General features: G+C 60.6%; 25 protein-coding genes. 12 read left to right on the forward strand and 13 right to left on the reverse strand.

The window, feature by feature from the left end; genetic code table 11:
- Nucleotides 1–4: 4 nt before the first annotated feature.
- The 4 genes from L0U79_RS09270 to L0U79_RS19260 form a co-directional block, all read right to left on the reverse strand.
- Complete coding sequence (locus tag L0U79_RS09270) at nucleotides 5–739, reverse strand: 2OG-Fe dioxygenase family protein (RefSeq protein ID WP_233841845.1); 735 nt, start codon at nucleotides 737–739, stop codon at nucleotides 5–7.
- 75 nt (nucleotides 740–814) lie between these two features.
- The gene (locus L0U79_RS09275; protein ID WP_233841847.1) at nucleotides 815–1,213 is read right to left on the reverse strand and encodes a biopolymer transporter ExbD; all 399 of its coding nucleotides are present in this window, start codon (nucleotides 1,211–1,213) and stop codon (nucleotides 815–817) included.
- A 187-nt stretch (nucleotides 1,214–1,400) separates the two neighbouring features.
- On the reverse strand, nucleotides 1,401–1,943 hold the full coding sequence (locus L0U79_RS09280; RefSeq protein ID WP_233841849.1) for a Spy/CpxP family protein refolding chaperone: 543 nt from the start codon (nucleotides 1,941–1,943) through the stop codon (nucleotides 1,401–1,403).
- Nucleotides 1,944–2,003: 60 nt separating this feature from the next.
- Nucleotides 2,004–2,363 (reverse strand): hypothetical protein, encoded by a 360-nt coding sequence (locus L0U79_RS19260; RefSeq protein WP_304488651.1) that lies wholly within the window; start codon nucleotides 2,361–2,363, stop codon nucleotides 2,004–2,006.
- A 381-nt stretch (nucleotides 2,364–2,744) separates the two neighbouring features.
- On the opposite strand from L0U79_RS19260, the gene L0U79_RS09290 reads away from it, so the two are divergent.
- Complete coding sequence (locus tag L0U79_RS09290) at nucleotides 2,745–3,233, forward strand: DUF3455 domain-containing protein (RefSeq protein ID WP_233841850.1); 489 nt, start codon at nucleotides 2,745–2,747, stop codon at nucleotides 3,231–3,233.
- Between the two features lie 8 nt (nucleotides 3,234–3,241).
- On the opposite strand, the gene L0U79_RS09295 is transcribed toward L0U79_RS09290, so the two are convergent.
- The 3 genes from L0U79_RS09295 to L0U79_RS09305 form a co-directional block, all read right to left on the reverse strand.
- Nucleotides 3,242–4,357: a calcium:proton antiporter gene (locus L0U79_RS09295; RefSeq protein WP_233841852.1), complete on the reverse strand. Its 1,116-nt coding sequence runs from the start codon at nucleotides 4,355–4,357 to the stop codon at nucleotides 3,242–3,244.
- Between the two features lie 231 nt (nucleotides 4,358–4,588).
- Entirely contained in the window at nucleotides 4,589–4,954 is a 366-nt protein-coding gene (locus tag L0U79_RS09300) for a metalloregulator ArsR/SmtB family transcription factor (RefSeq protein WP_233841854.1), read from the reverse strand.
- Nucleotides 4,938–5,399 (reverse strand): SRPBCC family protein, encoded by a 462-nt coding sequence (locus L0U79_RS09305; RefSeq protein ID WP_233841855.1) that lies wholly within the window; start codon nucleotides 5,397–5,399, stop codon nucleotides 4,938–4,940. Before L0U79_RS09305 ends, L0U79_RS09300 begins: the two co-directional genes overlap by 17 nt.
- A 182-nt stretch (nucleotides 5,400–5,581) precedes the next feature.
- Between L0U79_RS09305 and L0U79_RS09310 the strand changes: the two genes are divergently transcribed.
- Genes L0U79_RS09310 through L0U79_RS09320 form a run of 3 tightly spaced genes read left to right on the forward strand, consistent with a single transcriptional unit; the run spans nucleotide 5,582 to nucleotide 8,512 of the window.
- On the forward strand, nucleotides 5,582–5,947 hold the full coding sequence (locus tag L0U79_RS09310) for a YciI family protein (RefSeq protein ID WP_233841857.1): 366 nt from the start codon (nucleotides 5,582–5,584) through the stop codon (nucleotides 5,945–5,947).
- The gene (locus L0U79_RS09315) at nucleotides 5,944–7,206 is read left to right on the forward strand and encodes a DUF6596 domain-containing protein (RefSeq protein ID WP_233841859.1); all 1,263 of its coding nucleotides are present in this window, start codon (nucleotides 5,944–5,946) and stop codon (nucleotides 7,204–7,206) included. The genes L0U79_RS09310 and L0U79_RS09315 overlap by 4 nt, the downstream gene beginning before the upstream one ends.
- A gap of 43 nt (nucleotides 7,207–7,249) precedes the next feature.
- Nucleotides 7,250–8,512: an MFS transporter gene (locus L0U79_RS09320; RefSeq protein ID WP_233841861.1), complete on the forward strand. Its 1,263-nt coding sequence runs from the start codon at nucleotides 7,250–7,252 to the stop codon at nucleotides 8,510–8,512.
- Between the two features lie 84 nt (nucleotides 8,513–8,596).
- Here the strand turns inward: L0U79_RS09320 and L0U79_RS09325 are convergent, their stop codons facing one another.
- Entirely contained in the window at nucleotides 8,597–9,859 is a 1,263-nt protein-coding gene (locus L0U79_RS09325; protein WP_233841863.1) for a YXWGXW repeat-containing protein, read from the reverse strand.
- 349 nt (nucleotides 9,860–10,208) lie between these two features.
- Between L0U79_RS09325 and L0U79_RS09330 the strand changes: the two genes are divergently transcribed.
- The gene (locus tag L0U79_RS09330; protein WP_233841865.1) at nucleotides 10,209–10,946 is read left to right on the forward strand and encodes a 2OG-Fe(II) oxygenase; all 738 of its coding nucleotides are present in this window, start codon (nucleotides 10,209–10,211) and stop codon (nucleotides 10,944–10,946) included.
- 44 nt (nucleotides 10,947–10,990) lie between these two features.
- Here L0U79_RS09330 and L0U79_RS09335 read toward each other — a convergent pair whose 3' ends face one another.
- Nucleotides 10,991–11,665 carry a restriction endonuclease gene (locus tag L0U79_RS09335; RefSeq protein WP_233841867.1) on the reverse strand — a complete coding sequence of 225 codons (675 nt, stop codon included), beginning with the start codon at nucleotides 11,663–11,665 and terminating at the stop codon, nucleotides 10,991–10,993.
- A 354-nt stretch (nucleotides 11,666–12,019) separates the two neighbouring features.
- On the opposite strand from L0U79_RS09335, the gene L0U79_RS09340 reads away from it, so the two are divergent.
- From L0U79_RS09340 to L0U79_RS09365, 6 genes are all read left to right on the forward strand, one after another.
- Complete coding sequence (locus tag L0U79_RS09340) at nucleotides 12,020–12,391, forward strand: hypothetical protein (RefSeq protein ID WP_233841869.1); 372 nt, start codon at nucleotides 12,020–12,022, stop codon at nucleotides 12,389–12,391.
- A 117-nt stretch (nucleotides 12,392–12,508) separates the two neighbouring features.
- Nucleotides 12,509–14,311: a hypothetical protein gene (locus L0U79_RS09345; RefSeq protein ID WP_233841871.1), complete on the forward strand. Its 1,803-nt coding sequence runs from the start codon at nucleotides 12,509–12,511 to the stop codon at nucleotides 14,309–14,311.
- A gap of 24 nt (nucleotides 14,312–14,335) precedes the next feature.
- Nucleotides 14,336–15,523 carry a GGDEF domain-containing protein gene (locus L0U79_RS09350; protein ID WP_233841873.1) on the forward strand — a complete coding sequence of 396 codons (1,188 nt, stop codon included), beginning with the start codon at nucleotides 14,336–14,338 and terminating at the stop codon, nucleotides 15,521–15,523.
- A gap of 248 nt (nucleotides 15,524–15,771) precedes the next feature.
- The gene (locus L0U79_RS09355; RefSeq protein WP_255682786.1) at nucleotides 15,772–16,602 is read left to right on the forward strand and encodes an SAM-dependent methyltransferase; all 831 of its coding nucleotides are present in this window, start codon (nucleotides 15,772–15,774) and stop codon (nucleotides 16,600–16,602) included.
- Nucleotides 16,603–16,777: 175 nt separating this feature from the next.
- A complete protein-coding gene (locus L0U79_RS09360) occupies nucleotides 16,778–17,059 on the forward strand; it encodes a hypothetical protein (RefSeq protein WP_233841877.1) in 282 nt (93 codons plus the stop codon).
- A gap of 29 nt (nucleotides 17,060–17,088) precedes the next feature.
- Complete coding sequence (locus tag L0U79_RS09365) at nucleotides 17,089–18,864, forward strand: GGDEF domain-containing protein (protein WP_233841879.1); 1,776 nt, start codon at nucleotides 17,089–17,091, stop codon at nucleotides 18,862–18,864.
- Between the two features lie 10 nt (nucleotides 18,865–18,874).
- Here the strand turns inward: L0U79_RS09365 and L0U79_RS09370 are convergent, their stop codons facing one another.
- Nucleotides 18,875–19,582 (reverse strand): hypothetical protein, encoded by a 708-nt coding sequence (locus tag L0U79_RS09370; RefSeq protein WP_233841881.1) that lies wholly within the window; start codon nucleotides 19,580–19,582, stop codon nucleotides 18,875–18,877.
- Between the two features lie 368 nt (nucleotides 19,583–19,950).
- Here L0U79_RS09370 and L0U79_RS09375 point away from each other — a divergent pair, with 368 nt between their 5' ends.
- The gene (locus L0U79_RS09375) at nucleotides 19,951–20,325 is read left to right on the forward strand and encodes a hypothetical protein (protein ID WP_233841883.1); all 375 of its coding nucleotides are present in this window, start codon (nucleotides 19,951–19,953) and stop codon (nucleotides 20,323–20,325) included.
- 19 nt (nucleotides 20,326–20,344) lie between these two features.
- On the opposite strand, the gene L0U79_RS09380 is transcribed toward L0U79_RS09375, so the two are convergent.
- The 3 genes from L0U79_RS09380 to L0U79_RS09390 form a co-directional block, all read right to left on the reverse strand.
- Entirely contained in the window at nucleotides 20,345–22,144 is a 1,800-nt protein-coding gene (locus tag L0U79_RS09380) for a GGDEF domain-containing protein (RefSeq protein WP_255682787.1), read from the reverse strand.
- Nucleotides 22,145–22,152: 8 nt separating this feature from the next.
- Entirely contained in the window at nucleotides 22,153–23,799 is a 1,647-nt protein-coding gene (locus tag L0U79_RS09385; RefSeq protein WP_233841887.1) for a methyl-accepting chemotaxis protein, read from the reverse strand.
- 128 nt (nucleotides 23,800–23,927) lie between these two features.
- Nucleotides 23,928–25,163 (reverse strand): MFS transporter, encoded by a 1,236-nt coding sequence (locus L0U79_RS09390; protein ID WP_233841889.1) that lies wholly within the window; start codon nucleotides 25,161–25,163, stop codon nucleotides 23,928–23,930.
- Between the last annotated feature and the right edge of the window lie 123 nt (nucleotides 25,164–25,286).

Raw genomic sequence — 25,286 nt, forward strand, 5'->3', positions numbered from 1 at the left:
GGATTTACGGCTTCGCGCGAAACGTCACCACCAACACATCGCGATGTGCCGGCTCGGAAGGCGTCAACGGCGTCACGGCCGTGACGCCATGGAACACGCGCGGATCGTGGATCAACGCCGCGTCGAACGGATGGGTCAGCGTGAAATCGCCTAGCGGCTTTCCATCCGGCGTGTCGATGGTGGTGGTGCCGCTGGCGATGTTGTGACGGTCTATCAACAACACCAGCACGAAATCCACGCCATCGCGATGACTGCCTTCTGGCGTGGGTTCGCCTGCCGCGTCTATGCTTGCTTCGATGCGAAACTGATGCACTTCCACATGCCATTGAGCAACGCCGGGCGCCAACGTACTGAAAAAACCGTTGCAGAACAAAAGTATCGTTCGCAGGCTTTCGCCCGTTGCAATCGCCGGAACGATGGGTTCGAACCATCGCTCCATATCGCCTTGCAATGCGTTGTATTGCAACGATTGGTAATGCGGCTGATGCGGCGCTAACTCGATTTTGCTCGATGCCGTTGCAATGTAAGTCGCGTGGCGGCGACGGCGAAAACGTCCTTTCGCGGCCAGGTAAGGGTCCGGGCCTAGTTCATTCCAACTAGCTGTAAAAGCATGCCAGTCGGACAGTCCGCCCACGGATCGCAACAACGGCTGCATCACGTCCGCGGTGACAAACGAAAACCCATCGCGCCTCACTGCATCGAGCAATGAGGCGGCGTTCGAATCGGTGCGATTTTGCATGGTGAGATTATACAAGGCGGTCGCCCCTTCCATGGCGGGCAAAACAAGGGCGCCATAGCCGGCGCCCTTGCACGTCTAGCGCGTACCCAGCATATCGATACGAGTCAGGCCCTGGGCCTTGGCTTGAGCGAGTACTTTGGCTACAGCGTCGTAAGCCACGCCGTCGGCCGCATCGATCTCCAAAGCCGGCTGTGCAGACCGCGTCGCCAGGATGCTCAATTGCATCGTGAGCTGATCCCGGCTGACCGGAGCGTCATTCCAGTACATCGCGCCATCGGCGCGAATCGCCAGGTGGATCGGTATGGACGGGTCGGTGAATTTTGAGTCATTTTGCGGCAAATCCATCGTCGCCTTATGCATGACGACCGGCGAGGTGATCATGAAAATGATCAGCAAGACCAGCAGTACGTCGACCAACGGCGTGACATTGATTTGGGCGATCACGTCACGAGATACACGAGCAGAGAAAGCCATATCTTCCTCCTTAGCGAGCGTGCGATTGTCGATGTGCGCCCGGCAGAATGCGGGGAACCAGGCGATTTCAGCTTAATCCACCCGCCGGGCAACGGGTAGGGGGCGAAGCGGGCGCCTCAAACAGCGCACATAAAAAAGGCCGGGATGCGTGGACCGCATCGCCGGCCTTTGTGGATGTGCGTTGGACTCAGGTGCCCGATGCGCCGGCTGACGATGAGCCGGGCGCCGGTTTGCTGGATTTGGGCATGCTGTGTTTGCCATGCGGCTTCATCGCCTTTTGCTCGAACAGAGCGTCGGCATTCTCTTTCTGTTCCGGCGACAACTTCGCGTACAACGCACTCCATGCGTCCGATAGTTTTTGCATGTCTTCGGCATGCATCTGTGCGAGTTGCGCGTAGGATTTCATTACGTCATCGGCGTTCATCGATGACATTTTCTGCGCGCGTTGCTGGAACGCTTCGGAAGCCCTGCGCGCGTTGTTGCGCATCACGTCGGCGTACGCATTCCATTCGCTGGATTGCGCGTCGGTGATTTCCAGTTTGGTGTGCAGATCGGTGATCTGCTGTTCCACCATGTCGGCCTTGCGCTCCGCGCGCGTTTTGCTTGCGGCAGGTGCAGCGGACGACGATCCGGACGAAGCCGGTGCGGTGCTTTGCGCGACAGCGGCGCCGGCCAACAGGGCGAGCGACAGCACGAACGGTACGGCAGCGGTACGAATGGCGTTTTTCATGACGGGAAGCTCCAATTCATGAGGGCGGATCGACGACGGCCTGAAGCGGTCGCGCAGGCATCAATAGCCGGGCGGCGGTGGCGGCGGCGGATAACCGTTCTGGTAATAGACCACGCCCGGAGGTGGAGGCGGCGGTGGCGCTTGGGTGTAGACCACGCCCGGCGGCGGTGCGGCGGCGGAGGCGGACGAGTTGGCGATTGCCGCGCCCGCAATAACGCCAAGCAGTGCGCCGGCGATCAGTGCGCCGCCATCGTTGCCGCGACGCGGCTCGGGTCGATACGGCCGATGAGGAACCGGGCGTCCGCGGTAATAGTCGCGGCGGTATTGCGCTTGAGCGGACAGCGGCGCGGCGACGACCATGGCCGCGAAGGTGGTCATGATCAGTAGCCGATGTAACGGAATGCGAGAGGTGCGAGTCATCGATATACCCTCCTCACTATGCAGCGGTTGTCGCATGCATCGGGCCAGCTTCGAATGCTTGCGAAGATGGATGTGGCGAAAGCGACCGATCGCAAAGACTTGCTGTCTGGCACGTCATCGCGGAACGCCGGGTTTGGAGTGTATGACAAATACCGTGCAGGTTGATTCACGAGCTCATCGCGTTTCGGGAACGGTTCATGCGTTTTTGCCGAACGCGTCGCGAAAGCGACATACAGCGCCGTTAGCGTGTTTTAGTCCATCGCCGGCGAGCTATTGCTGCATCACGGAAACTGGACAAAGCGCTTGGCATCTTGCCACGCTGAGTACGACTGCCTTCGACGAATGGTCAGAAAGTCCACCCCATCCGACATGGAGAAGACCATGCATAAACTCGCCCGACCTGCCGTTGTTGCAATGGCCGCGTTTGTTGGGATTGCGCACGCGCAAGGCCCCCATGCAAATAGATCGGCCGGGATCGAGGCATTCGGTAAAGGGGTGCAGATTTACACCTGCCAACGCGCTCGCGGCAATTACGTGTGGACGCTAAAGGCGCCCGACGCGACGATCAGCGATGCACAGGGCCGCGTGCTTGGCCAACATTATGCCGGGCCGAGCTGGAAAGCGGTCGACGGTAGCGTTGTGGTGGGCGAGCCGCTGGAGGCATCTTCATCGCCCGATTCGGGGGCGATTCCGTGGCTCGTCCTTCGCGCCAAATCGCATTACGGCAACGGCATGATGGCGAATGTCCGCTACATCGTCCGCATGCGCACCGAGGGCGGCAGGGCGCCAACCAATGGCTGCGATGCCGGCCAAGTCGGCATGGAATTTCGTGTGCCGTATAGCGCCGTCTACGTGTTCTACCGCAATTGATCTCGCGTTCAAGGGCTGAATACAAGCACGACGAACACGACGAACAGCGACAGGTGCACAGCGCCTTCCAGCATCGTGGTGCGCGCGTTGGAGAACGTCATCGCGCTGAGCAGCAAGGTCGCCATCAGCATCACGATGCCTGACGGCGGTACGCCCAGCAACACGGGATGACCAGTGTAAAGACCGATCGCAAGCACGGCAGGTACGGTCAATCCGAGCGTGGATGTTACTGCGCCAAGACATAGATTGATCGCGCGCGTCAGACGGTCGGCGCGCGCCGCATTCAAGGCGGAAATGCCTTCCGGCGCGAACACCAGAATGGCGATGACGATACCGCCGAGCGCGGTCGGTGCGCCGGTGGCGGCGATGCCGTAGTCGAGAATCTTCGCCATGCTTTTTGAAAGAATCACGATCGGCAGAATGTTGACCAGCAGCAGTGCGAAATGCAGCAGCAGTTTTTTCTTGTCGATTCGCACGGCAGGGTGAAGCGTTGCGTCCGCGGGCTCGGCCGGCTGCGCATCGGTCGCCACGAAATAGCCGCGATGCCGCCCGGTTTGCAGCCATAGGAAAGCGCCGTACAGCGCGATGGTGAGTAGCGAGAATGCAATCGCCTGCGGCGGGGCCAGCGAGCCGTCATGCGTGGATGTGGTGAAGTCCGGCAACACCAGCGCGATGATCGTCAACGGAATGATCACCGACAGATACGCCGACGCGCCTTTCAAGTTGTACGCCTGCTCGTAGTGACGAATGCCACCCATCAACAAACCAAGTCCGACCACACCGTTGAGCACGATCATCAGCACCGCGTACATGGTGTCGCGCGCCAAGGTCGAGCTGCCCGGCGAACTCAGCATTACCGCTGAAATCAACACGACTTCGATCACCACGATGGACAGCGTTAGCACCAGGGTGCCGAGCGGCTCGCCCAGCATTTCCGCCAGCGTTTCCGCTTCGTGCACGACGCCGAAGGCGACCCATACGATCACGATGAACAACCACGCGAACAGGGCGGACGCCAGTAGTGGGCTGCTGAGACCGACCAACCATTGGGAGCCGAAGATCAGAAAAAGCGCTACCGTCAGCCAACCGACAAAAGGACGTGCCGTCGTGATCGCCTTGAGCATGAGGGTCTCGATCGAATCGCGTTTGCGTTGATCGGATAGTAGCGAGTGGACGTGCGTAAGCGCGATAACTTCATCAGCGAAGCAATCGATATGACACCGAAGCCCCGGCGAAGGCCGGGGCCCGGTGTCTTTCGTCTTTGGGGCCTAAAGTCGCTGGGCCCCGGCTTTCGCCGGGGCGACGGAACTATGCATGGCGGATCGCTGGATATCTTTTGCGGGTCCCAGCAGATCTTATTTTTCCAACGACGCTTTTAACCGCGAAAGCGCCTGATCCCACTGCTGCGCAATCGTGTCGAGCGAGCGGCGCGCTTCGTCCAGCCGCGACGGCTCGAACTCCCAAAGCCGTTCGCGTCCTTGCCGGATATCGCGCACCAACCCGGCATCCGCCAGCACTTGCAAATGCTTGGTGACCGCTTGACGCGTGATATCCGTATCGGCGGTCAATTGCGCAATGGACAATGCGCCGCCCGCGCAGAGCAGGGCGACGATCCGCAATCGCGTTTCGTCGCCAAGCGCCGCGAAAACCGGTACGGCTTTGCGCAGCCATGGATGTTTCGGATTTGCGTTTCGGGTCGTTGGATTAGTGCGCGGCGACATAGTTGTCGATATTCACCATCTGGGCATCCCAGCCTTTGCTGTTCATGCGAAACGCATCCATTCGTCGCTCGGGCGGAATTTTGTCGAAACCCGATTCCACCAAGCGCAGCAGCGTGCCGTCGCCGGTTTCTTCCAACTCGAATTGCACCAGCGTGAGTGGCTCTTTCGAATAGTCGTGCTCGGTGTCGATGGCGTACGGATGCCAGCGGAACGACAGCAGGCGTTCGGGCTCGACGCGTTCGACCACGACTTGCCACAGCAAATGTTCGTAGCCGGGGTAGGTGATGTTTCCTTCGCACGGTTCGCCGGCTACGAAACGTTTGCCCTTCAGGGCGACGCCGAACCAGTTGCCAAAGGACTCGGCGTCGGCCAGTACACGCCACACTTTCGAGCGCGGGGCTTTGATATGGATCTGTCGTTCGATGCGATCTGTCGATGTGTTCATGGGCAACCTCCAGGTTGCATATTAGGCATGCTTTGCGCATTGCGCAATCCCTTGGTTGCATGTTGCGCGCATGCTCCGGTAAAGCAGAGTGGCTATCCTCTCGATGGATGTCCGATTTGCGATGGTCCGCGCGTCACAGATATGGCGGCGCTTGGTTCCGCCTCCCACAACGGAGAATCCTTATGCAATACCTATTTATGCTTTACGCGGACGAAAGCGGCTGGGGCCGCATGTCGAGGGACGAGCAGGTGCGCGGCGTCGCCGCCTACAGCGCCTATACGGAAGCCTTGAAAGCCGCCGGCGTCTGGGTGGGTTCCAATCGTCTGCAAAACGTGGGTACCGCCACGACGGTGCACGTGGTCGAAGGCAAATCGCAGGTGCTGGATGGGCCTTATGTGGATTCCAAGGAACAGCTCGGCGGCTATTACTTGGTCGATGTGCCCGATCTGGATGCGGCGCTTAGTTGGGCCGCGCGTTGCCCCGGCGCCAGTCACGGCACGATCGAAGTGCGCCCCGTATGGCCGGTGACGGAGTACGAAACGGCGTGATCGATCACGCGCCCGCGCAAGCGACGGCGGGCGACGTCGCGCGCCGCAGTTACGGCAAGCTGCTGGCGTATCTCGCTGCCGACATGCACGACGTGTCGGCAGCCGAAGATGCGTTGTCGGAAGCCTTCGCCGCCGCGCTGGCGGATTGGTCGGTGCATGGATGCCCCGGCAATCCGGAAGCTTGGTTGATGACGGTCGCGCGCCGCAAAGGCATCGATGGCGCGCGCCGGCGTCGCTCCGGCGAAGCCGCTACGGTGCAGTTGCAGAACATGGCGGATGCGCATGCCGAATGCGTCGATGTCACGGACGACGATGTGCTTCCTGACCGCCGTCTCGCGCTGCTCTTTGCGTGCACGCATCCCGCCATCGACGTGAATATCCGCGCACCGTTGATGCTGCAAACGGTGCTTGGACTGGATGCGAAAACCGTCGCTTCGGCGTTTCTGGTGTCGCCCGATGCGATGTGCAAACGGCTCGGCCGCGCGAAACAGAAAATACGGCAGGCTGGCATTCCCTTCGCGATCCCCGAGCGCGAGGCGTGGAGCGAGCGATTGGACGCCGTGCTCGATGCGATCTACGCCACCTATGCGGAGGGCTGGGGCGACCCGGACGATGCGGATGTGATTCGCCGCGATCTGGTCGACGAAGCGATTTTTCTCGCACGCTTGTTGACGGAGTGGCTGCCGAAAGAGCCCGAGACATTCGGCTTGCTTGCCTGCATGCTTTACGCCGAAGCGCGACGTCGCGCGCGGCGCAATGCGCAGGGTGAATACGTGCCGTTGGCGGAGCAGGACACGTCGCAGTGGGACGTCGACATGATCGATGAAGCCGAAGCGTTGCTGCAGCGTGCAAGCGCGTGCGGGCGCATTGGCCGATATCAGTTGGAAGCGGCTTTGCAATCGGCGCACATCGAACGTTGTCGTTCGGGCCGTATCGATTGGACGCCGGAAGTCGAACTTTACGGCGCGTTGTATGCGCTAACCGGATCGCCGGTGGTGGCGCTCAATCGCGCTTTGGCGATCGCGGAGTTGGAGGGGCCGCGGGCGGCGCTGGATATCGTCGATGCGTTGTCCTCAGATAAACGTCTGGCCGATTATCAACCCTACTGGGCGGCACGCGCCGCCTTGCTTGCACGCATGGGGAAGTGCGACGACGCGCATCACGCGTATGAAATGGCGATCGGTCTCACCCGTGACGCCGCTGTGCGCCGTTTCCTGCAGGATCGTCAGGCATCCCTAGTAAGCGCCAAGCGCGAATAGATATCTGGCAGAATCGGGCTTCCTCCTGCGGGGAAAGCCCAACATGCGTGATGCTGTAACCACTCCGGCCAATACCCCCGGCCGAGTTTTGTTCGCAAGCCTGATCGGCACGACGATCGAGTTCTTCGATTTTTATATCTACGCCACCGCGGCGGTGCTGGTGTTTCCCAAGTTGTTCTTTCCGGCGAGCGACCCGGCGTCGGCGACGTTGCAATCGTTCGCCACCTTTGCGCTGGCGTTTATCGCGCGGCCGATCGGTTCGGCGATCTTCGGACACTTCGGCGATCGCATCGGGCGCAAGGCGACGCTAGTCGCGGCGTTGCTCACTATGGGTTTGTCCACGGTGGTGATCGGTTTGCTGCCTACGTACGCGCAGATCGGTTTAATGGCGCCGACGCTGTTGGCGCTGTGCCGGCTTGGTCAAGGGTTGGGTCTCGGCGGCGAATGGGGCGGCGCCGTGCTGTTGGCGACCGAAAACGCGCCGCCGGGCAAGCGCGCGTGGTACGGCATGTTTCCGCAGCTCGGCGCACCGCTTGGCTTCCTGCTCGCGACCAGTTTGTTTGTGGCGCTCGATCATGGCATGAGCGATACCGCCTTCTTTGCGTGGGGATGGCGCGTGCCCTTTGTCGCCAGTTCCGTGTTGGTGATCGTCGGCTTGTGGATGCGTCTTCGCCTAACCGAAACGCCGGCGTTTGCGCGCGCCATGGCGATGCATGAACGCGTCAAGGTGCCGATGCTCAGCGTGTTTGCGCATCACACGCGGATGCTGATTGCGGGAACGTTCGCTGCGTTGGCGACCTTCGTCATCTTTTATTTGATGACCGTGTTCGCGCTGAGTTGGGCGACGTCCAAATTGGGCTATGTGCGCGATTCGTTTTTGATCGTGCAGATGGTTGGCGTGCTGTTCTTCGCCGCACTGATTCCGGTCTCCGCATGGTTGGCGGATCGCCGCGGCGGTCACGCGGTGATGATGGTCGCCACCGTGCTGATTTTTGCGTTCGGCATTGCTTACGCGCCGTTGCTTGAACACAGCGGCATGCTGTTTATGGTGGTGGGCATGTGCGTGGTCGGGATCACCTACGGTCCGCTGGGTACGGTGTTGGCGCAAATGTTTCCGACCGCCGTGCGCTACACAGGCGCATCGCTGGCGTTCAACATGGCCGGTATTTTCGGCGCGTCGCTGGCGCCGTATCTCGCGACGTGGTTGGCCAAAACCTACGGCCTGGCGTACGTGGGTTATTATTTGTCGGCGGCGGCCGTGCTGACGATGCTGGCGTTGTTGGTGAAGCCGCGCGAGACGATGTAGCCGAGTTTCGCAAACACGATCGCGACCTCCCAATGCAAAACCCCGGCAGTTTGTACTGCCGGGGTTTTGTTTTACGCGGATTCCTCAACCGCCGGGAGGATGTTGCTCATCCTTCTTTTGCTCGTGTTGAGGCGGTGGCGGGCGTCGTTCTTGAGGATGCGCCGCGGGCGCCGGATGCGGTTGCTCCATCGGGCGAGGTTGTTCCGACGGACGCGGCTGCGGCATCGGATGGTATTGCTCCGCCGGACGCGGTTGTTCCGCTGGGCGAGGTTGTTCTTCCGGACGCGGCTGTTCCATTGGACGCGGTTGCTCCGACGGGCGCGGCTGTTCCATCGGGCGTGGTTGCTCGGACGGCGCATTGCGTTCGGCAGGCGTGGCTTCCGGACGCGATTCCGGACGAGGCGCATGCATCACGCCGTTGTTTTCAGGTGCTCCGCCATTGGTTGAGCGATTCGGTTCACGTCCAGGTTCCGCATTGGGGTGCGGCGCGAATCCCGAGGAGCGCAATCCTGGGTTTTGCGCAGGCTGTCCACCGTGCGGAGCAGGGCGCGCCGTCAGCTCGGCGGCCGACGCCGGAGCGTTATGCGCAGCCACCACGCCGGCGCCGGAGAACGAAGCGGGACGTGCGGTTGCCGCGATGGTCGGAACACCGTGATTCACCGATGCGCGCATCGCGGGATTCTGGCGAGCCATCTGCATGTGTTCTTGCTGCGAGGCCACAGGCGGCGTGTGCTGCTCGCGCGAATACGATGCTTCCTGCGGCGTCGGCTGCCTGCTGATGCCGCCGTTGCCGCCGTTGTAACTGGTGCGATTGATCGTGGTGTTGTTGATCACCGTCTGGTTGTACACGTTGGTGACATGCACATTGGTGATGTTGTTGACGGAGCGGTTGTAGTAGAAGCCGCCGTTGCCCCAATGGCCACCTTCGTAGCCTTCGCCGCCGTAGCCGTAACCGTAGTTGACGCCACCGTAGAAGCCGACGTGGTCGCCCCAGTAACCTTGATGGAAGACGTAAACGCCTTCATCGCTCCAGCCCCAGTAGCCCGGTGTCCACAACGCACCGGTGAACGGCGCGAGCACCCAGGTGCCGGGCACCCAATAATATTCTTCGCCATCCCACGCCCAATAACCCGGCGTCCAGATATAGCCGACGGCAGGAATCGGCGGTTGTTCGTACACGGGCAGCGGCGGTGGCGGCGAACCCACTGTGATGGAAACGCCGATCGAAACGTCGGCATGCGCGGGTGTCGTCATCAGCGCGAACGATCCGGCCGTGAGAACGAACGCGCCTAAAACCAGGGTGCCGCAGCGTGTCGCGGCTTTACGCATCAAAGCGTGGCGTTTCATGGAAGCTCCTCTTTGGGTGACGCTGTGAGAGGAACCTATCGCATGTCGCGCGACAAAAAGCTGAGCGGCGATGACGCGGTTTCACTGCCGTTGCAGAAATACATCGCAGTCCAACGGAATGTTTACACGCAAACCGTTGTGGCGCTTGTTCATTCCGCAAAGTAAATCATCTATGAAGGCGTGCGGCGTCATGTTTGCAGTTTCGCGAGCCTTACGCTTAGCGGGAATGATGCGTGAATTTCGACTTGTTGCTGTGTGCACGATGTGTCGTTGCGCAATATTCGGAGTGTGATGCGTCGATGCGATTTGTAGAGTGACGATGACGTTCAACGATTCGAAGGATGCCTGGATGAGTCACGCGATTGCCCTTGCCACAACGTCGTCCCTGCATGATCGGTGGGATGCGCTGGACGAGTCTCGCCTTGCTGCGGACCTCGATCGATTCGGCGCCGCCACAATTTCTGGCTTGCTGAGCGCCGACGAATGCGCAGCACTGGCGTCGATGTACGGCGACGACCGCCATTTCAGAAGTCGCGTCGTGATGGGCCGGCATGGATTCGGAAGCGGTGAATACAAATATTTCGCATACCCGCTGCCGAACATCATTCAGACGCTCCGAACGGCGATGTATCCACGGCTAGCCGGAATCGCCAATCGATGGAACGACGCCATGGGCATCGACGTGCGCTACCCGAAAACGCATCAGGAATACCTCGATCGCTGTCATGCCGCCGGTCAGTTGCGCGCAACACCGCTGCTGCTCAAATACGGTGTCGGCGACTACAACTGCCTGCATCAGGATTTGTATGGCGAGCACGTCTTTCCATTGCAAATGGCGATCTTGCTGTCGCAACCCGCCAAGGACTTCACCGGCGGCGAATTCGTGCTGACCGAACAACGCCCGCGCATGCAATCGCGGCCGGAGGTGGTGCCGCTGCGACAAGGCGATGCGGTGATCTTCGCCGTGCATCATCGACCCGTGCAGGGCTCGCGCGGCGTCTATCGCGTAACAATGCGGCACGGCGTCAGCCGCCTTCGCGCCGGACATCGATTTACCGTGGGGATTATTTTTCACGACGCCACCTGATCGTGCGCAAAAAAAAACCGCGCCGAGGCGCGGTTTTTGTCGGATCAGGTTCGTGCCGCGGTGCGCGGTCGGTGATGCAGAGGCGGCGGGGAGGAGGGCGCGCGGAAGGGCACCACGCCCGCGTCGATGGGCAACTGCGCATCGCTCAGCATGGCCAGCAAGGTTTCCCCGTAGATTAGCTCGAAGGGTTTGCCGACCACGAATTTCCACGCATCCTCGGTGTAATCGCCGCAGGCGACGATCTTCACGGCGGATGCACGGTGAAATTTCATCAGGTGATGCATCTCGCGCACGTCTTTGATCTCGACGTTGCGATTGCGCCAATGGCGGCACTGCACCAGGGTGGTCAGTCCGTGCTTGCGCAGGATCAGGTCCAGCCCGTTGTCCGCATCGGGTTGCCCGGCATGCTCGACCGTATAGCCCCGGAAACGAAACGCCTGCGCCAGACGATTTTCAAAGGCGCGCCAATGCATGGTGTGCAATTCCGACAGTTCGTCGCGCACGACCAGACGATGCATGCGTTTGCGATAGCCCAGGCATGAGGCGAACGCGCAACCCCAGATCGCGCTCAGCAACATCCAAAGCAATAACGAATACACCGCCGTGTGCGCGCCGCGCCCGTAGTGGATGCCCACGTACGCGCTCGCGCCGAGCAGGATGCCGGCTGGCCAGTGCACCGAAACGACATGTCCGATGCGAAGTGTTCTGTGCTTCGCCATCAACTCCCCCGAGCTGTGAACGCTGCTTACGAACTACAGCTCGACCTTAACGCGGTCGATTCTCAAGATCAGCGTGCAGTGCGGCATTCGGCCGCGGCGCTTTACAGGAGCGCTCTAAGCGCCTTGGTGTGGCGTGTTTTTGTGCGATGCGGCGATATTTCGAGCCAAAATGCGCTTTATGACGGTGGAAAATGTCAAAAAGATCGTGATCCGAACGCCACCCGTAAAAGCCCAAAAGGCCGGAGCAACAGCGGGGAAACAGCAAATCGACTGTTTCTTCACGCCACGCGTGCAAAACCATCACTGCGGCCACCGCCGCGAAGTTTTGGCTATGACAACGGGACGGCCTTTCCTATGAGTCGCAAGGCGCACACCAACGTATCCGGCACGCGCGTGAACTGGGACGATCCGCAGCTTGCCTCGCTACTGCAGCGTAGCGAAAGCTGGAGCATCGACAATCGAGGCGGTTTCTCCCCGCAAGACGTGGAAATCTACGTCGGCTGGAGCGGATCGATCGGCCGGCCGGCCGTATTGGTTTGGGAGCGCGGCAACGCAGTCGTGCTGGAAACGAAGTTCCCAATTGAGAAGGGCGAGCAGATCCGCGTGGACAAGCACCTCGGCGACCGCATCCGCACGCTGTGGGCCATGGTCGTCGATGGACGGGAAGGGACGCGCGACGAGGATCGCAAGAACGGCGTCCACATCTATTGGCTGCAGGTGCGCTAGCGCCTTCGCCGGGCCCGGCGGCCCAACTCTTGCTTTCAGTCACCTGACATTTAAAGCTGTCAGGAGACGGCGTTTGCACATGGGCCTGCGCTATGGTTTGCCTCGGACTCGCGTGCCGTGCGCGAGGACGCGGACGCATGGACGCTCGGGTGGTCCGTGCGGCACGAACACGGGGATCATGGTGCGGTGAAAGCAGAGGCGAACGGCCTGGCGGCCAGCTCCCTGCAGAGCTGGCGTCGCAGGTTTGCAGCAGATGTCGTTGTTATCGCTTGCATCGTTTTGCTGGCATGGGCGGGTCGTGCGCATGCGCAAGCGATCAGCCTCGCTTCGTTTACACAAGCCCAAGGGCTGGGCAGCCTGGAAGACAATTGCCTGGCGCAAGACCGACGCGGGTTTGTGTACGTCTGCACAGAAAACGGTCTATTCCGATTCGACGGCCACGTGTTCCAGCGTATCGGCGCAGCTAACGGGTTGCGCGCGAGCTTTATCGCGGCCATTCATCAGGACAGCGCAGAACGTCTGTGGGTAGGCACGCGCACGGGTCTTTTTGTGGGCGACGGTCAGCATTTCACACCGGCTAGTGAGCCGTCGAATGCGTTGTTGGTCGATCCCGGTCAGACCCTCGCGGATTTGCATGGCAGGCTTTACGCGGTAAGCCAGCACCAGTTGTGGGCGATCGACGCAGCGGGAACCGGTTGGCACGCCAGCCAACTGTTCGATGACGCCGCACGCCGCGCGACGCCCGCACTGGACGATGTCACCAGCGTCTTCGCCGATGGCCATGCGCTGTGGTTCGGTTGCGGCAAATCGCTGTGCCAATCGGTCGATGGCCACTTGCAGGTGTGGGGCGATTCGCAAGGTATTCCGGCAGATACCTGGACGTCTTACCTCCACACTCACGACGGCACGCTGTGGGTGCGCAGCCCGCTTTATATTCGCGCATTGTCGCCTGGCGGCAACACATTCGCGAATCATGACTTGCCGGGCGCGCACGTCGTCACGGCGTATTTGGACATGATCGAAGACGATCAGGCGCGCGTGCTGACACGCGCCGACGATGGCCTGGCGCGCTGGGACGGTCGTGCGTGGCGCGTGTTCAACGGCAGCAACGGTCTGCCCAACATCGGCATCGACGCGTTGTTGTACGACCGCAGCCACGTATTGTGGATCGGCACGTACGGGCACGGCGTCTTGCAATGGCGCGGCTACGATCAATTTCAAAGTTGGCAGGCGGCGCAAGGTTTGGACAGCAGTCCAAGCTGGGCCATAGCGCGCGCCGGCGACGGCACGCTGTGGGTAGGCGATGAATTGGGCGGCAGCGTGCTCAAGCCAGGCGCTACGCGCCTGACCCCGTGGCCACTGAAAGCGCCACCGCTGGCGCAGGAAACCACCGGACTTCATGCGCTACCCGATGGCGACATGCTGGCCGCTTATTACTCGGGCGAGGTGCTGCGCTATCACGCACGCCAAGGCACGACAGAAGAAATCCTGCATTCGCCGGCTTACATCCACAACATGTGGGGCGACAGCCGCGGATGGTTATGGCTGTGCACCGAGCGTGGCCTCTACCAATTCGACGGCCACACCTTGCAGCACGCTGGCGGCGACGTTGTTCCCGACAATGTATTCCATGATGCGAAAGAAGACGCCAAAGGCCGGATGTGGTTTGCCGGCGAAGCGGGGTTGTTTCGCTTTGATCATGGCGTGTGGACGCACGTTCGCGTTGTCGGCGCGCCTTCCGACAAGGCGTTTGCGCATCTGGATGTGCTCAGCGACGGCACGTTGTACCTAGCCGGCAATTTCGATGGTTTGTGGAAGGGCCAGTTGACCGACGGCGACACGATCGACGTGCAACATGTCGTCGACGATTTGCTCGACGACACGCGCATCTATTTTATCGAGCACGATCGCCGCGGCTGATTGTGGATTGGCGGCACGGACGGGGTGGAATTCTTTAACGGCCAGCACTGGCGTCGCTTGACCATGGACGACGGATTGATCTGGAACGACGTCGCCGAAAACGGATTCTTCGAAGACACCGACGGCTCGGTGTGGATCGGTACCAGCAACGGCATTTCCCATATTCTCGAGCCGGCGTCGCTGACCGCGCCAAATACCTTGGAAGTGGCCATCACCGCTGTCGCACGCGGCGCTGTCGCGCAGCCGCAGGCATCGTCTTACCGTTTCAACTACAAGAACAAACTTTCGCTGTCGCTGTATCTGGCGACGCTCAATGCGCCCACGCGCACCACTTTGCAATATCGCTACCGCTTGAAAGGCTTGGAACGCGATTGGGTGAGTTCGGATCGACCGCGCGTCGATTACCCGCCGCTGCCGCCCGGCAATTTCACCTTTGAAGCGATGGCCTACGATCCGGACAATCGGCAGTACTCGCCCGTCGTGCAATTGTCTGTGCGCATCGTGCCGCCGTGGTGGCAGCGGACGCCGGCGGTGCTTGGCATGTTGACGCTATTGGCGCTTGGCATCGTGCTGGCGTGGCACATGCGAACGCGACATTTGCGTGCGCGCGCGCGTTCGTTGGAAGCCTTGGTCGCGTCCCGTACACGCGAGTTGGAAGTGGATAAACAGGCGCTCGAAGTCGCGCGCGCGGCGTTGTGGCAACAAGCTACGCACGACGCATTAACGGGTTTGCCCAACCGCTCGCATGTGTTGGATATCCTGGCGCAGGCCATGCGCGATGCGCGCAAGCAAAACCAGCCCTTGGCTGTCGCGTTGATCGATCTCGATCATTTCAAACGTATCAACGACCACTACGGCCATCTCACCGGCGACGCCGTGTTGATCGAAGCTTCCGCGCGCCTGCGCGCCGCGCTGCCGCCGGGCGGCACGCTGGGGCGTTATGGCGGCGAAGAAATTCTGGCGGTGGTGCCCAACGTCCCGCGCCACGATCCCGCGCCCTTCGAGGCGTTGCGGCAGCACATTTCCAAAGGCGTTTTCGGCGCCGATGATGCACATGTCGAACTGACGTGTTCCATCGGGGTGTCGTGGTTGCAACCGCCAGACAAAGACGCTTTCGACCTGATTCGACGCGCCGACACCGCGCTGTATCTGGCTAAGACCGAAGGGCGCAACCGTGTCGTGGCGGAGGGCGAGCGCTGGGAGCCTTCGTGACCTGAAGCTGGATCGGTCTCGGGGGACGCGCATCCGCGGAACCAGGCAGTCACACGACAGAACGTCCGCTTTGGGTCTAAAGTGGACGCTATTCGTCGCCTGACGAATAAGCTGTCATGGTTTGGAAAGTGGGGGACCCTGGCTTTCCTGATACCGATTTACGCGTCCTTTTTTGAAAGGGCGCGATGGATATTGCAGGTCCTATTTTCAGTGCGAACCGGGCACGGAACTTGCCTTCTGGTCACCCAATGGATACGACAACGCTTCAGCACAACATTTCGCGCGGCAGCCTGGCCTGTGTAGGCATGGGCATGACCCTGGGCTCCCACCTGACGCCACTGGCGCGCAGCCATATCGAGCAGGCGGACGTGGTGTTCGCCGGGCTTTCCGACGGCATCGTGGAGCTATGGCTCAAGCGCATGAATGCGGATGTGCGCAGCCTTCAGCCTTACTACAAAGAAGGCAAGTCGCGATTGAAGACCTACAAGGAATGGGTCGAAGTGATGATGACCGAAGTGCGCGCCGGCAAGCGGGTTTGCGGCGTGTTTTACGGGCATCCGGGCATCTTTGCGTGGTCGCCGCACAAAGCCATCGCTGCTGCGCGCGCGGAAGGCTTCGAGGCGCACATGGAGCCCGGCATTTCCGCTGAAGACTGTCTTTATGCCGATCTGGGTATCGATCCCGGCAAGTTCGGTTGCCAGCATTACGAAGCTAGCCAACTGCTTTTCTACGAGCGACGCATCGATCTGGCGGCGTATTTGGTGCTGTGGCAAGTCGGCGTGGTCGGCGATCGTTCGCTGGGGCGCTTCAACACCGGGCCCGCGTACAAGCAGGTGCTGGTGGATATGCTGAGCAAGGACTATCCGCTCGACCACGAAGTGATCATTTATCGCGGGGCTACGCTGCCGATCGAAAAGCCGCGCATCCGTCGCGTGGCCTTGCGCGATTTGCCCTATACGCCGTTTACGGTCGAGGAAACCGTGGTGCTGCCGCCGGCCGAACCGCTCAAGCCGAATATCGCGATGCGGGAACGGCTTGAGGCCTTGGATAAGCAGGAAGAGGCAAATAGCGCGGCCTGAATGGCGCGCGCCGCAGCATCGGCCATTCAGGGTGACTAGGAAAAACAGGACCGAAGCGTGCGATGTCACCATTCGGTCTCATAATGCCCGGGCCAATTTGGGTTAGGCGAGATGGCTTTGGGGCGCAAACGGCATCGAGTTGTTGTTTCATGATTGCAGAAATAGGGGGAAAGACATGACAGATACGATCGAGTTGTTGGAAGCCATCGGCCAGAACGCGTCGCTGCGTTACGCCTCGACGGAAACACTGACCGAAGTGCTCGAACAGGCGCAGGCGTCTGAGGCATTGACTGCTGCCGTGATTACCGGTGACAGCAAGCAGTTGTTCGCAGAATTCGGGCGCATGGAACACGCACCGCCTCAGTCCACCCAGCAGACGCCCGGTCACGAAGAGGAAGAGGAAGAAATTCCGGCGCCTCCCGCACCCGCGCAACCGCCGACGCCGGGCAAGGCGTAACGCTTGCCTCGCGCCTAGACGACGTCGACATGCTCCGGCTACGCAGCCGCTTCACGCTATGGCCCATCATCGTGGCCATGGCTTGGAGCGCGCTCGTACAGGTCGGTTACGCGGCCATGTCGATTTCCAATCCAGCCGAATTTCTGGAACAGGCTGAAAGCGTGCATGCGGTCGATCATGCGCGATTCGTGCAGATGCTGGCGCAAATTCACCGCGAAGCGCCGCCATTGAAGCCCGCCGAGCAATGGCACCTGCGTTATCTCGATGCATGGGAAGCCATGTTCGAAGGCGACTATGCGAAGTCGGAGACTGAGCTTCGCGACGTTATCGATCACTCCGGTGATCCAACGCTCGCCGCCAAGGCATTGGCGCAATTAATGGACAACCTTGCGACGAACCGTCGTTACGAGGAGGCGTTCGCGATGGCGAATCGCCTGACGGCCGGCTTATCGCAAATCACGGATCGCAAAACGCGTTTCTGGCTGTTTTACGAGCTGTCGCAAATGTCCAACTATGCGGGCCAGATCGATCTGGCGATCCAATACGCGCATATGGCGGCCGATAGCGCGCCTCCCGGCAGCTCGCTGTGTTTTCCTTACTACTTGCAGGTTGCGGCGCTCTACAACGGCAAACGGCTGACGTCGGGCAGCCCTGAACTGCACGAGGCCATCGAGACGTGCGATGCCTCGAAGTACCCGGTAACCGCCAACGCGGCATGGCTGATTTTGGTCAGCCTTCATCTGGACGAAAACCAGCCCGCCAAAGCCATGGCCCTGCTGGATCACATCGAGCCGGCCATCCGCGCCAGCCACTACTACCCGCACATGCTTTCGTCGCAGGTGCAACGCGCGCAGGCGTACGCAGAGCTCGGAGATGACAACAGCGCGAAAACCGCAGCGCTCGCCGCCATCGGCATGAGTCATCCGAACGAAATCAGCGAGTGGCTGATGGTGGCGTACGACGTCCTTTACAAGGCTGAAAAAAAGCTCGGTCACAGCGCCGCTGCGCTTTCGTATTACGAACATTACGCCGCTCAGGACAAGGGTTATCTCGACGACATCAGCGCGCGTTCGTTAGCTTACGAAGTGGCTCAGCAGAATATGCTGATGCAAAAATTCGAGACCGAAAGACTGAGCAAGCAGAACAATATTCTGAGATTGCAGCAGCAACTCGCCACCAAGGCGGTCGAGACCAGCCGGCTGTATATCGTGCTGCTGATTATGGTGCTGGTGTTTATTGTTTTTTGGCTGTTCCGGCTTAAGCGCTCGCAACTTCGCTTCAAGATACTGGCTCGCCTCGACGGTCTTACTGGTGTTTTCAATCATCAGCACTTTATCGGCGAGGCCGAGCGTGCGCTTCGCGGGCTGGAGAAAAAGCACGGTGTCGCTTGCTTGATCTCCATCGATCTGGATCACTTCAAGCAAGTCAACGATACGCACGGCCATGCCATCGGCGACGCGGTGTTGAAGCACACGGTCGCTATCTGCAAACAACATCTGCGTCCCACCGATTTGTTCGGTCGCCTGGGCGGTGAGGAATTCGGTATTTTGCTAATGGGGTGTTCGCGCGATCAGGGCGCGGCCATTGCCGATCGTATCCGCATGGCGATCGAAGCCACGCCGATGGATAAAGACGAATGTGTCGTGGCGTTTTCCGCCAGTATCGGTCTTGTCTCCACCGAAACCTGCGGCTACGACCTGCATCAACTTTGGCGCGAAGCAGACTCGGCGCTCTATCGCGCCAAGCGCACGGGACGCAATCGACTTATCGTCGACACCGGCAGCGACGTTCTGCTTAGCGCGTAAAACATTGCGCCTACATGCTTGGCGCAGCCGTACCGTCCGACCATTTCCCCGCAGGAATCATCAGCACGTTGACCGGCTCGGGCGCGCCGTGGAATTGCGTATTCAACATGATGGGCGAATCCTCTTTGTCGGCGCCCCAGTCGACGTTGGTGGCGGTGTAGAACATCAGGTGCGGAATCCAGTGGCCGGCCTGGTCGTCGAGGTAGCCTTGCTTGGACATCATGTACGACATCGCGCCCGGCTCCAGCGGCGGAAGCTGCTTCGCGGCCACGGCGGCCTCCATAGCCTTTTTGATTTCTTCTCGGGACTTTCCAGCGACCACCAGCAAGGTGCGTTTGTACGTCATCGGCAGAATCGACTTGGCCGCTTCGGCATTGAAGCAAATCGGCCCCCGCAATTTCGGATTCCAGAAATTGGGCGCATCGAACGGGGACATCCAGCCACGTTCGACCGCGCAAACGAAGCCGTTTTTGCCTTCGACCGCCGTTACGTAACCGTGCGCTTCCAGGACAAGCACGGTGGCCTGCGCCGATATCGACGGGGGCGCAGCGCTTCGCGCCAACGCGATTTCTGTGGTGCGGTCGCTCATCAGGTATTGGGCAAGCGGCGCCATGTTGGGGTAGCTATGCGGCGACGGGGTCGAAGCGGCCGCGCCGGTCAGCGGCATGGCGGATATGCACGATGCAATCAAACAGCTGAAAAGATGGGTCTTTTTCATGTCATCGCTCCCTGGTTGCGTTCGTAGGCGTGGCTGCGGATGGCGCGGACAAACTGTCGGGTACGGCTCCACGCCATGCCCGGCACATCCATTGTCTTACTAACGACGAACAGAGGTTCGCTGGATCGACAGTCGTTTAAGCGCGTCATGCATCCGGGCTAAAGAAAAACGTCAATACGCCGATAAGAAGCCTAAAGCGCGCTTTCGATCTCAAAGGCGCTGAATTCTCCGCGTCCAGGTCCCCCGGCCTTGGCGTGGCGAGCAGGCCGGTTGAAGGCAGTTGTGGTTGTCGCGGTAGCAGGGATGGCACCGTGGTGTTATGTGCGGAGAAGAACGCGTAGGCGTCACCCCATGGAATGTCCATTTGCATGAGCCATATCAAGTCCAGCTCGAAGCTGTCCAACAACCAAGTGGATTGGAACGATCCGCGCTTGGAAGCGTTGCTGCGCAAAACGGACGGCTGGAAGCTCGATAACCGCGGCGCGTTTCAGGCTCAGGGCGTACATGTTCACGTCGGTTGGGGCGCCAATTCTGTGCGCGACGCCGTGTTGGTGTGGGAAAGCGATCGCGTGATGGTGGTCGAGACCCGTTTCGTGATTCAGCAGGGCGAACACGTGCGCGTGGACCGAGTTGTCGGGAACAGCCTTCGAACGGTCTGGGGTGTGGTGGCGGAAGGTCGCGAAGGCTTTCGCGAAGAAGACAAACTCAACGGCGTCTTCGTGCACTGGTTGCACATGTGCTGATGAATTCGAAGATCTTTCCTTAAGCCGTGCCGGCCTGCGCAGGCCACGGCGTTTCCCCAGAGAGCAAATAGAAACCCACCTGCGCGCGCTTGGCGTGCCTTTTCGCACGCGCGGCCAACGTAGCGAGCGTTTCCGGATGTCCGGGGAAGGGCGGCGCAACGCGCACCGCGCCGATCGCGACAGTGGTGATGGGAAAGAACTGCGTATTGCCGTGGCGGTCTTCGCCGACGATGCCGCGACGAGCGATATCCTCGTCGGTAAACAAGGCGTAAGCGCGCTGGTTGAACAATTCCACCATATGGCGGCAGCGGTCCTCCCAGTCGTGGCTCTGCAGCACCAATAGAAAATCGTCGCCGCCGATGTGGCCGACGAAATCGCAACGCGGATTCACGTGCGCCGTCAAAATGCCGGCCAGCAGTCGGATCATTTCGTCGCCGCGGAAATAACCGTATTGGTCGTTGAACGGCTTGAAGTGGTTGAGATCGACGTAGGCCACGGTGAAGGGGAGTTCGGCACGGAGCAGTCGCGCTACATGTTCGGTGACCGGAATATTGCCGGGCAGAAACGTAAGCGGGTTCGCATAGCGCGCCGCTTCGATGCGTAATTCTGTTACACGCCGCACCAACGATTCGCCCGTGCCAAGGCCCAGATACAAGCCTTCGCGCGTAATTACAAAACCGTCGCTGAGGTAGCGCTGATCCTGTCCCCGCAGAATATCCGCCATGCTCTCCAGCGATTGGCGCACGTCGCACATCAACGGCGCTTCGTGCATAAACGCAGCGCAGCTTTTGCGTCCGTAAAGTTCGCGCGTGTAAGGCTGCGCCATGCGCTCGCTGAAAACGCGTCGGTTGATCAGGCCGATCGGTCGTTCGTCCTCCACCACAGCCAGCGCGTGCAGTTCTGGAAACTGCGAGAAGATGGTGACGACATCGTTATTGGTGTGACGAACCGTCAACGACGGTGCATCGATCACCAGATGGCCCAGATGCATGGGACGCTGCGTCACCGGCCCGCGCGGGCGCGGCAGTACGGCAATGGTGGTGCGATCCAGCGCCTCGCGCACGGTGTTGTCGATCACATCGATCGTTTGCGGCGCGGGGCGACCGAGCAGAAATCCTTGCGCATACGAAATGCCGAGCTCGCGCAGCATGCGCAAATCGTCGACTTCTTCGACGCCTTCGCCAACCAGGTCGGCACCGAGCGTTTCGGCGACCTGGCATAGCGCGCGCACGATCGCGAGGCGTTCGGCGCTTTTGGCTAGGCCATGAATCAGATAACGATCGATCTTTACGACTTCGGGATGGATTTCGTTCCACATCTCGAAGTTGGAATGGCCGTTGCCGAAATCGTCCAACGCGAAGCGCACGCCGTGCGCGCGCAGATAACCCAGCGCGTTGGCGAGGCGTGCAGGTTCGTCGACGATATCGCGCTCGGTCAATTCGATGGTGATGCGGCTTAAATCCATGCCGCCGGAGCCAAGTGCGGCTAATAAATCGTCGGGCTTGATCGATTCCTGCATAAACGCTTGCGCGCTCAGATTCACGAGCAATCGACCGTGCGTTTTTTGCGCCGCGAATGCGCTGCACACGGTGCGCGCCGCGATCAGCTCGAATTCGCCAAGCCGGCCGCCGGAGCGCGCAAGGTTCAACAATTCCGGCGTACTGATATTGCCGAGCAGTTCGGTGGATCGGGCGAGGCCTTCATGCGCGATCACGTCCATGGTGTCTAACCGTATCAACGGCTGAAACACGGCTGTCAGACCGTGTGGCGCACGGTCTAGCAGCGAGGGAGAGCGTGTGTTGTCGCGAAGGAAAACCATGGCGAATGTCAGGCGGCCTTATCCAGAACGGGCTTGGCGTGATCGTTGAGTGAAATGACGTTGCCGCTTACGACGTGTTCGGGTTCCGCATCGCCTTCCTTGATGCGGAAGAAGCCCATCTGGTGCAAGAGCGCTTCGGCGCTGCTGTGCATGGCGTTGCTCATGCGAGCGGTGCGTTGCACGAGTGCGGCGTTTTCCTGGGTGACGGCGTCCATGCCGGCGATGGCTTGATTGACCTGCTCGATACCGGCTTTTTGTTCGCGACTGGCGTCTGCAGCGCCGGCTACTTTTTCTGAAACCTGCGTCGCGCTAGCCACGATATTCGTGAGTGCTTCGCCGGAACGTCGCGCGAATTGGCGGCCATCCTGCACGGCGTCACGGCTTTCTTCGATCGACTGCTTCACCTCGCGTGCGGCGGCCGAACAGCGTTGCGCAAGCTGCCGCACTTCGGCGGCGACTACTGCAAAGCCGCGGCCGTGTTCGCCGGCGCGCGCCGCTTCCACCGCGGCGTTCAAGGCGAGCAGGTTGGTTTGGAACGCCACATCGTTGATCAAGCCAACAAATTCGGCGATGCGCTGGCCGGAGCGGTCGATGGCGTCCATCGCAGCGACCGTCTGCCCGACGACGTCTTGCCCCTGTTCGGCGAGTTGGCGTGAGGCGATAGCCACGCGATGCGCCTGTTCGGCCATCGCCGAGGCTTCTGCGACGCTGGCCGCCATCTCTTCCATCGAGGCGGAACTTTCCTCCAGCGTGGCGGCTTGCGATTGCGTGCGACGGTTCAAGGCGCGGGTGTTGTCTTCCAGCAGTTGCGCATCTTCGCGCACGGTGGTGGCGCTCAAGCGAACTTTGTGCACCACATCCGCGAGCTGTCGGTCCATGGCGGCCAGCGCGCGCAGCAATTGGCCGATTTCGTCGTCGCGGCCGACGGTGATGGCTTCGCCCAGTTCGCCACGTGCAATGCGCGTAGCGACGCCAGATGCCATGCGCAAGCGTGCGCCAAGCGCGCGTATCAGCATGCCGTCGCTGAGTGCTGCCAGCAGCAGCGCACCGGCGAAGGCGATAAGCAGCGTGATCAATCCGCGGCGATTGGCGACATGCTGGCTTTGCGCCTCCGTCTTGCCGGACGTCAGCGCGCTTTCGAACAGATTGGTGAAGTCGCTTTGCAGCGGAACCAGGGCAGGTTGCACGTCGGTCGCAAGTTTCAGCTGCGCAATGTCGAATTGGCCGGCTTGCAGCAGGGTGAGCGTTTCGTCCATCGATTGCTCGGCATCCTTGCGGTGCTGGATGGCGAGCGCAAGCAAGGACTTCTGCTGGGCGCCGAGGCCGCTTTGCAACAGCGGGTTCCAATAGCGCTCGATATCCACGTGGTTGCTTTTGATTGCGGTGGCGGCATCGTCCACGGCGGACGGCAGACGCATCAACACGGCGTGCGACAGCGCCTGGAAATCGTTGTTGTAATCGCTCTGAATGCGGCCGACGTCGGAGATCGGCGCGAGCGTGTCGCCGACAACGGATTGAATGCGCTGATCGGCCTTGGTGAGCGCCATGGCGCACAACACGCCCACGACGATCAGGAGCGCGAGAATGCCGGCAAGGCGAAGCAACAACAGCCGGCGCAGCGTGACACGGAACAAGCGAAGCGGGAGGCGAGGCATGGCGCACCTGGGGAGGGGGATGCTCCCTAGTCGGCAAAAGTTGCTTCGACTTGAGCGCTGAAAATGCTAAAAAACCTTATGTTTCAGCTGTTTGACAGATGTGTTGCGATTTCGCATCGAAGCCTCTGCTACACGCTTTCCATGCTTGCGTGCGCCAATGCTTTTTCGCGCATCGATTGCGCTTGCAAGACCAACGCAAGCACCACCGACGACACGGCGGCGAGCGCGGCGAAGCCGTAGATCGCGTTGTAACCCATGCCACTGGCGATCCATCCGCCGAGCGGACCGGTGATCGCCATCGCGACATCCATAAACACGGAATACACGCCGAGCGCGGAACCGCTGCTATGCGCGGGAACGCGATGCACGGCTTCCACGCCGAGCGCGGGAAACACCAACGAGAAACCGATGCCCGCTACCGCCGCGCCGATGCCGGCCATGGTCGCGGTGTGAGCCAGGCACAATATGATCAACCCGATGGCTTCTACCGAGAGCGACACCATCGCGACCCGATAGCCGCCGAGCGTAGAAATCGTGCGCGCGAAGATAAAGCGAACGCTGACGAACACCACGCCGAATACGGTGAGCGCGAGCGCGGCATTGTCCCAACCGTGCGCGGCGTAAAAGAGCGTGATGAAGGTAGCGATGCAACCGAAGCCGACGGAGCCGAGCGCCAGGCCGATGCCATAAGGCACCACGCGCGCGGCCACGGTGCGAAACGGCGCGCGTTCTTCCGCTGCGACATGCGTCGCGCGTTTCATGCGCGCGAAAGGCAGTGCGGCCAGTGCGATCAACAACGATATTGCGCCCACCGCCGCAAAGCCGAAGCGATGATCGATTACTACACCCAGCGGCGCGCCGGCGGCGAGGGCGCCGTAGGTCGCCACACCGTTCCATGAAATGACGCGCGCGGTATGGCGATGTCCCACCTGACCCATGCCCCACGCGATGGCGCCGGTGCCGACGCAGCTTTCCGAACAACCCAGCGCAAGACGGGCGAGGAAGATCAATCCAAGACTGAGCCAAGGTAAGTGGCTGGCGAATGCGCCCATCAGCAACAACGCACCGCTGGCCGCGCACATCACAAGACCTGTGATTACCGTTCGCTTGGGACCTTTCGAATCGGCCATGCGTCCCGCATGTGGGCGACTGAGCAATGTCGCGACGTACTGCACGCTGATCGCCAAGCCGGCGAGCATGGCGCCGAAGCCGAGGTTCGTATCGACAAACCTTGGTAGCACGGCCAACGAAAGCCCGATCGTGAGATAGGCCATGAACGTAAACGCGACCGTGCTGAGGATCGACAGCAACACGCCGGACTGGCGACCTTCGACGGTCGCGACGGAACGGGAGGCATCAGCCATAAAGCAGGGGATCTGACGGGGAAGCAGAATGACGACGCATTATACGCCGTCATGGTGCGATGCGTCATTGATGTGCGACGACGCTGCAAATCCCGGGATTTTTTCGTCCGTGCCCCGAAATTT

Origin of the sequence: Dyella sp. 2HG41-7, assembly GCF_021390675.1 — a bacterium.
Lineage (GTDB): Bacteria > Pseudomonadota > Gammaproteobacteria > Xanthomonadales > Rhodanobacteraceae > Dyella_B.

What these genes read in the sequence shown, in the direction of transcription:
- L0U79_RS09295 (WP_233841852.1), bottom strand. Translation starts at nt 4,357, where the DNA reads ATGCTCAAGGCGATCACGACGGCACGTCCTTTTGTCGGTTGGCTGACG.
- L0U79_RS09365 (WP_233841879.1), top strand. Translation starts at nt 17,089, where the DNA reads ATGCTCCGGCTACGCAGCCGCTTCACGCTATGGCCCATCATCGTGGCC.
- L0U79_RS09340 (WP_233841869.1), top strand. Translation starts at nt 12,020, where the DNA reads ATGAGTCGCAAGGCGCACACCAACGTATCCGGCACGCGCGTGAACTGG.
- L0U79_RS09360 (WP_233841877.1), top strand. Translation starts at nt 16,778, where the DNA reads ATGACAGATACGATCGAGTTGTTGGAAGCCATCGGCCAGAACGCGTCG.
- L0U79_RS09370 (WP_233841881.1), bottom strand. Translation starts at nt 19,582, where the DNA reads ATGAAAAAGACCCATCTTTTCAGCTGTTTGATTGCATCGTGCATATCC.
- L0U79_RS09355 (WP_255682786.1), top strand. Translation starts at nt 15,772, where the DNA reads ATGGATACGACAACGCTTCAGCACAACATTTCGCGCGGCAGCCTGGCC.
- L0U79_RS09330 (WP_233841865.1), top strand. Translation starts at nt 10,209, where the DNA reads ATGAGTCACGCGATTGCCCTTGCCACAACGTCGTCCCTGCATGATCGG.
- L0U79_RS09320 (WP_233841861.1), top strand. Translation starts at nt 7,250, where the DNA reads ATGCGTGATGCTGTAACCACTCCGGCCAATACCCCCGGCCGAGTTTTG.
- L0U79_RS09390 (WP_233841889.1), bottom strand. Translation starts at nt 25,163, where the DNA reads ATGGCTGATGCCTCCCGTTCCGTCGCGACCGTCGAAGGTCGCCAGTCC.
- L0U79_RS09375 (WP_233841883.1), top strand. Translation starts at nt 19,951, where the DNA reads ATGAGCCATATCAAGTCCAGCTCGAAGCTGTCCAACAACCAAGTGGAT.
- L0U79_RS09300 (WP_233841854.1), bottom strand. Translation starts at nt 4,954, where the DNA reads ATGTCGCCGCGCACTAATCCAACGACCCGAAACGCAAATCCGAAACAT.
- L0U79_RS09305 (WP_233841855.1), bottom strand. Translation starts at nt 5,399, where the DNA reads ATGAACACATCGACAGATCGCATCGAACGACAGATCCATATCAAAGCC.
- L0U79_RS09290 (WP_233841850.1), top strand. Translation starts at nt 2,745, where the DNA reads ATGCATAAACTCGCCCGACCTGCCGTTGTTGCAATGGCCGCGTTTGTT.
- L0U79_RS09280 (WP_233841849.1), bottom strand. Translation starts at nt 1,943, where the DNA reads ATGAAAAACGCCATTCGTACCGCTGCCGTACCGTTCGTGCTGTCGCTC.
- L0U79_RS09335 (WP_233841867.1), bottom strand. Translation starts at nt 11,665, where the DNA reads ATGGCGAAGCACAGAACACTTCGCATCGGACATGTCGTTTCGGTGCAC.
- L0U79_RS19260 (WP_304488651.1), bottom strand. Translation starts at nt 2,363, where the DNA reads ATGACTCGCACCTCTCGCATTCCGTTACATCGGCTACTGATCATGACC.
- L0U79_RS09275 (WP_233841847.1), bottom strand. Translation starts at nt 1,213, where the DNA reads ATGGCTTTCTCTGCTCGTGTATCTCGTGACGTGATCGCCCAAATCAAT.
- L0U79_RS09325 (WP_233841863.1), bottom strand. Translation starts at nt 9,859, where the DNA reads ATGAAACGCCACGCTTTGATGCGTAAAGCCGCGACACGCTGCGGCACC.
- L0U79_RS09380 (WP_255682787.1), bottom strand. Translation starts at nt 22,144, where the DNA reads ATGGTTTTCCTTCGCGACAACACACGCTCTCCCTCGCTGCTAGACCGT.
- L0U79_RS09310 (WP_233841857.1), top strand. Translation starts at nt 5,582, where the DNA reads ATGCAATACCTATTTATGCTTTACGCGGACGAAAGCGGCTGGGGCCGC.
- L0U79_RS09270 (WP_233841845.1), bottom strand. Translation starts at nt 739, where the DNA reads ATGCAAAATCGCACCGATTCGAACGCCGCCTCATTGCTCGATGCAGTG.
- L0U79_RS09385 (WP_233841887.1), bottom strand. Translation starts at nt 23,799, where the DNA reads ATGCCTCGCCTCCCGCTTCGCTTGTTCCGTGTCACGCTGCGCCGGCTG.